We start from the raw sequence: 5,241 nt of genomic DNA on the forward strand, positions 1-5,241 counted from the left end.
GGAATTCCTGTTCTGAGAAGCAAGCATGACACTTTCACTGTCGCGACCATGATCAATAAAGCCTTGTCAAATGTCCAAATCAAGACTGATATTTTGACAGTTGAGAAGCTTTATCGTCCAAGTCATGAGTATGGTTTTCTGAGAGAGACCGACACAGTCAAAGATTATTTGGACTTGGTACGTAAGAATCGTAGTAGTCGTTTCCCAGTTATCAATCAACATCAGGTCGTTGTTGGGGTTGTTACTATGAGAGATGCGGGTGATAAGTCACCAGGTACCACAATTGATAAAGTCATGTCTCGTAGTCTGTTTTTGGTTGGATTATCGACAAATATTGCCAATGTGAGTCAACGGATGATTGCTGAAGACTTTGAAATGGTACCGGTTGTTCGGAATAATCAAACCTTGCTTGGGGTTGTGACACGACGAGATGTCATGGAAAAGATGAGCCGTTCCCAAGTTTCGGCTCTACCGACTTTTTCTGAGCAGATTGGACAAAAACTTTCTTATCACCATGATGAAGTCGTCATTACAGTGGAACCCTTTATGCTTGAGAAAAACGGTGTTTTAGCTAACGGTGTACTGGCAGAGATACTGACTCATATGACCCAAGATTTAGTTGTGAATAGTGGTCGCAATCTCATTATCGAGCAAATGCTGATCTACTTTTTGCAGGCTGTTCAGATAGATGATATACTGCGCATTCAAGCACGCATTATCCACCATACTAGACGATCAGCTATTATTGATTACGATATTTATCATGGTCATCAGATTGTTTCAAAAGCAAATGTGACTGTTAAAATTAATTAGAAACTAGGAGAAAAAATGATAACATTAAAATCAGCTCGTGAAATTGAAGCTATGGACAAGGCTGGTGATTTTCTAGCAAGTATTCATATCGGCTTACGTGATTTGATTAAGCCTGGCGTAGATATGTGGGAAGTTGAAGAATACGTTCGCCGTCGTTGTAAAGAAGAAAATTTCCTTCCGCTTCAGATTGGGGTTGACGGTGCCATGATGGACTATCCTTATGCTACCTGCTGCTCTCTTAATGATGAAGTAGCTCATGCTTTCCCTCGTCACTACATCTTGAAAGATGGTGATTTGCTCAAAGTTGATATGGTTTTGGGTGGTCCAATTGCTAAATCTGACCTGAATGTCTCAAAATTAAACTTCAACAATGTGGAGCAAATGAAAAAATACACTCAGAGCTACTCTGGTGGTCTAGCAGACTCATGTTGGGCTTATGCTGTAGGTACACCGTCCGAAGAAGTGAAAAATCTGATGGATGTAACTAAAGAAGCCATGTACAAGGGGATTGAGCAAGCTGTTGTTGGAAATCGCATTGGTGATATCGGTGCGGCTATTCAAGAATACGCTGAAAGTCGTGGTTACGGTGTAGTGCGTGATTTAGTTGGTCATGGTGTTGGCCCAACCATGCACGAAGAACCAATGGTTCCTAACTATGGTATTGCTGGTCGTGGGCTTCGTCTCCGTGAAGGAATGGTATTAACCATTGAACCAATGATTAATACCGGTGACTGGGAAATCGATACAGATATGAAGACCGGTTGGGCGCATAAGACTATTGACGGTGGCCTATCTTGTCAGTATGAACACCAATTTGTCATTACGAAAGATGGACCTGTTATCTTGACTAGCCAAGGTGAAGAAGGAACTTATTAATAAAAAGTGAAAAGACTACTGGAAGTTTATTTTGATAAAAAATCCAGTAGATCTTTTTATAGTAAAACGTATTGTATCAAGCTTTTAATGCCTGGTATAATGCGTTTTTCTGATTTTAAGATCCTTATCTCAATCTCTTGTTCTGTATTACGATTTCAAAAATAAAATTCTTCTAAAATGGTACACTTCAGGTGAAAAAAACGACATTTCAGATTTTCTGTTCCAGAAATAGCTATCGCTATGATATAATTAGTTTATGATTATTACTATTCCTATAAAAAACCAAAAAGATATTGGCACACCATCTGATTCAGTCGTTGTTCTCGGCTATTTTGATGGCATACACAAGGGGCATCAAGAATTATTTCGTGTTGCCAACAAGGCTGCGAGAAAGGATTTGTTACCTATCGTCGTTATGACCTTTAATGAATCACCAAAGATTGCTTTAGAGCCTTATCATCCGGATTTATTTTTGCATATTTTGAACCCTGCTGAACGTGAAAGAAAATTAAAACGAGAAGGTGTAGAAGAATTATATCTCCTTGATTTTAGTAGTCAATTCGCTAGTCTCACGGCAGAAGAATTTTTTGCAACTTATATCAAGGCTATGAATGCCAAAATTATTGTTGCAGGTTTTGATTATACATTTGGTTCTGACAAAAAAACGGCAGAAGACTTAAAGGATTACTTTGATGGAGAAGTTATCATTGTACCACCTGTAGAAGATGAGAAAGGAAAGATTAGTTCAACTCGTATCCGTCAAGCTTATTTTAGATGGAAATGTGAAAGAAGCAGGAGAACTTTTGGGGGCACCGCTTCCATCCAGAGGTATGGTGGTTCATGGTAATGCTCGTGGTCGTACGATTGGTTATCCGACAGCGAATTTAGTGCTTTTAGATCGTACTTATATGCCAGCAGATGGCGTTTATGTCGTTGATGTTGAGATTCAAAGACAGAAGTATCGTGCTATGGCTAGTGTCGGGAAAAATGTGACCTTTGATGGAGAAGAAGCACGTTTTGAAGTCAACATTTTTGATTTTAATCAAGATATTTATGGTGAAACCGTTATGGTTTATTGGCTTGATCGCATTCGAGATATGACCAAATTTGACTCAGTTGACCAATTAGTGGATCGGTTAAAGGCTGATGAAGAAGTAGCTCGGAATTGGTATTAAGAGTTTGGGTAATTAAAAAAGAGATTGTCTGTAACCCAAAAGGTAGATGAATAAGTCTAACTTTTGAGGTCACTACACTACCTCTTTTTATTCTTTTTCAAAGGTGAATCCTTCTCCAAGGATTTTATGGGCTTCTGTAATGGTTATAAAGGCTTGAGGATCGATTCGATGAATCATTTCTTTCATTTTTACAATCTCATTTCTACCGACAATACAGTAGATAATCTTCAAATCTTTTTGACTATAGTAGCCTTGACCAGAAATAAAAGTAACGCCTCTTCCTAGATCATCATTAATCGCTTTAGCAAGTTGGTCAGGACGTTTTGTGATAATCATAAAGCCTTTACCTGCGTAGCCACCTTCGCCAATCAAATCAATGACACGAGAAACGATAAAATCAAATAAGAGTGTGTAGGAAACCAATCTCAAATCCTTGAAGATTAGGAGAATAAGCATGAGAATACAAAAATCTAAGATAAAGAGTAGTTTTCCCATTGATATATGAGTGTATTTATTGAGAATACGAGCTAGAATATCAGTTCCGCCAGTTGTACCTCCAGCATTAAAAATAATTCCAAGGCCAATTCCCAATAGAATTCCCGCTATAAGGGCTGTGATTAGTAAATCACCTTGAAGGTCAATATGAAGGGGAATACGCTCAAAAAAAGCCAACCAAGCTGACAAAGCTAAGGTTCCAAGCAAACTAGAATAGAGAGATTTTGCTCCAAATATTTTCCAAGCTAGGATGAAAAGGGGAATGTTAATCAGCAGGTTCATGAGAGAAACAGGGATTTTAAAAAGATAAAAGGTGATAAGGGTAATGCCTGTCGCCCCTCCTTCAAAGAGATGATGGGGAACTACAAAATAAGTCAGGCCAAAAGCATAAATAGCAGCACCTAGTAAAATGGTAAAAATGGGGTAAATTTTTTTAATCATAGGACACCTCTTTTCTTATAAGTAGATTATATCAAATTTTTAAGGAAAATTTGAATGACTCCATTAGGATTTTTAATCTTTTTTTGATATAATTAGAAGTAAGAAAACCAATCTGAATCCTAAAATAGAAAGATTGATACTATGACAAAAATTAAGATTGTAACCGATTCATCTGTTACTATTGAACCAGAACTAGTAAAACAATTAGATATTACAATTGTTCCATTATCTGTAATGATTGATAATGTTGTTTATTCTGATGCTGATTTGAAAGAAGAAGGTAAATTCCTTCACTTGATGCAAGAAGCTAAGAATCTTCCGAAAACAAGTCAGCCGCCTGTAGGTGTCTTTGCTGAAGTGTTTGAAGACCTATGCAAGGATGGTAGCCAGATTCTTGCTATTCATATGTCTCATGCTCTTTCGGGGACTGTAGAAGCAGCGCGCCAAGGTGCTAGTTTATCTACTGCCGATGTGACAGTTATCGATAGTTCCTTCACTGACCAAGCCTTGAAATTCCAAGTTGTCGAAGCTGCTAAATTAGCACAAGAAGGCAAAGACATGGAGACAATTTTATCTCATGTAGAAGAGGTTAAAAACAACACAGAACTTTATATTGGCGTTTCAACTTTGGAAAATCTTGTCAAAGGTGGACGAATTGGCCGTGTAACTGGATTGTTGAGCTCACTTCTCAATATCCGTGTTGTCATGCAAATGAAAGACCATGAATTGCAGCCAATGGTTAAAGGTCGTGGAGCTAAAACTTTTAAAAAATGGTTAGATGAGTTGATAACATCGCTTTCTGAACGTTCTGTAGCAGAGATTGGAATTTCATATTCTGGTAGTGATGATTGGGCAAAAGAGATGAAAGAAAGCTTACAAGCTTATGTTGAAAAGCCAATTTCTGTTTTGGAAACGGGTTCCATTATTCAAACTCACACGGGTGAGAACGCTTGGGCTATTTTGGTACGTTACCACTCCTAAAAAAATAAATAAAATGGGAAGAAATAGCGTTTTTAACTTGACCTAAAAGGGATTTTAGGATATGATTATATTTGTTAATTAGAAATTATTTGGAGGAATCATTAACATGGCAAACAAACAAGATTTGATCGCTAAAGTAGCAGAAGCTACAGAATTGACTAAGAAAGACTCAGCAGCAGCAGTTGAAGCTGTATTTGCAGCAGTAGCTGACTATCTTGCAGCTGGTGAAAAAGTTCAATTGATCGGTTTTGGTAACTTTGAAGTTCGTGAGCGTGCAGAACGTAAAGGTCGCAACCCACAAACTGGTAAAGAAATGACAATTGCAGCTTCTAAAGTTCCAGCATTCAAAGCTGGTAAAGCTCTTAAAGACGCTGTTAAATAATCAGCCTTTAAAAAGCCTATTGTATCAAGCTTTCTAGCTTGGGCAGTAGGTCTTTTTTTGTGTATAGGGGGCAAAATT

5 protein-coding genes and 1 pseudogene are annotated in these 5,241 nt (G+C 37.8%); 5 read left to right on the top strand and 1 reads right to left on the bottom strand.

The genetic code is table 11. The features are described 5' to 3' along the window. The 3 genes and pseudogenes from SMIDD26_RS05635 to SMIDD26_RS05645 all read left to right on the top strand — a co-directional run. On the top strand, positions 1 to 813 hold an 813-nt coding region (locus SMIDD26_RS05635; RefSeq protein ID WP_134990198.1), incomplete at its 5' end, for a CBS domain-containing protein. 15 nt (positions 814 to 828) lie between these two features. Next, the gene (locus tag SMIDD26_RS05640) at positions 829 to 1,689 is read left to right on the top strand and encodes a methionyl aminopeptidase (protein ID WP_000631543.1); all 861 of its coding nucleotides are present in this window, start codon (positions 829 to 831) and stop codon (positions 1,687 to 1,689) included. Between the two features lie 256 nt (positions 1,690 to 1,945). Beyond that, positions 1,946 to 2,864 (top strand): annotated as a pseudogene (locus SMIDD26_RS05645) (bifunctional riboflavin kinase/FAD synthetase). An 87-nt stretch (positions 2,865 to 2,951) separates the two neighbouring features. Here the strand turns inward: SMIDD26_RS05645 and SMIDD26_RS05650 are convergent. Then, positions 2,952 to 3,800: a YitT family protein gene (locus tag SMIDD26_RS05650; protein ID WP_061439428.1), complete on the bottom strand. Its 849-nt coding sequence runs from the start codon at positions 3,798 to 3,800 to the stop codon at positions 2,952 to 2,954. A 141-nt stretch (positions 3,801 to 3,941) separates the two neighbouring features. Between SMIDD26_RS05650 and SMIDD26_RS05655 the strand changes: the two genes are divergently transcribed. Then, on the top strand, positions 3,942 to 4,781 hold the full coding sequence (locus tag SMIDD26_RS05655) for a DegV family protein (RefSeq protein WP_061439431.1): 840 nt from the start codon (positions 3,942 to 3,944) through the stop codon (positions 4,779 to 4,781). A gap of 106 nt (positions 4,782 to 4,887) precedes the next feature. Beyond that, positions 4,888 to 5,163: an HU family DNA-binding protein gene (locus SMIDD26_RS05660; RefSeq protein ID WP_001284639.1), complete on the top strand. Its 276-nt coding sequence runs from the start codon at positions 4,888 to 4,890 to the stop codon at positions 5,161 to 5,163. Positions 5,164 to 5,241: the final 78 nt, after the last annotated feature.

Source organism: Streptococcus mitis (assembly GCF_001579035.1).
GTDB lineage: Bacteria > Bacillota > Bacilli > Lactobacillales > Streptococcaceae > Streptococcus > Streptococcus mitis_J.

Bases quoted from the DNA above. Each gene is read 5' to 3' on its own strand.
- SMIDD26_RS05640 (WP_000631543.1), top strand. From the start codon at position 829: ATGATAACATTAAAATCAGCTCGTGAAATTGAAGCTATGGACAAGGCT.
- SMIDD26_RS05650 (WP_061439428.1), bottom strand. From the start codon at position 3,800: ATGATTAAAAAAATTTACCCCATTTTTACCATTTTACTAGGTGCTGCT.
- SMIDD26_RS05655 (WP_061439431.1), top strand. From the start codon at position 3,942: ATGACAAAAATTAAGATTGTAACCGATTCATCTGTTACTATTGAACCA.
- SMIDD26_RS05660 (WP_001284639.1), top strand. From the start codon at position 4,888: ATGGCAAACAAACAAGATTTGATCGCTAAAGTAGCAGAAGCTACAGAA.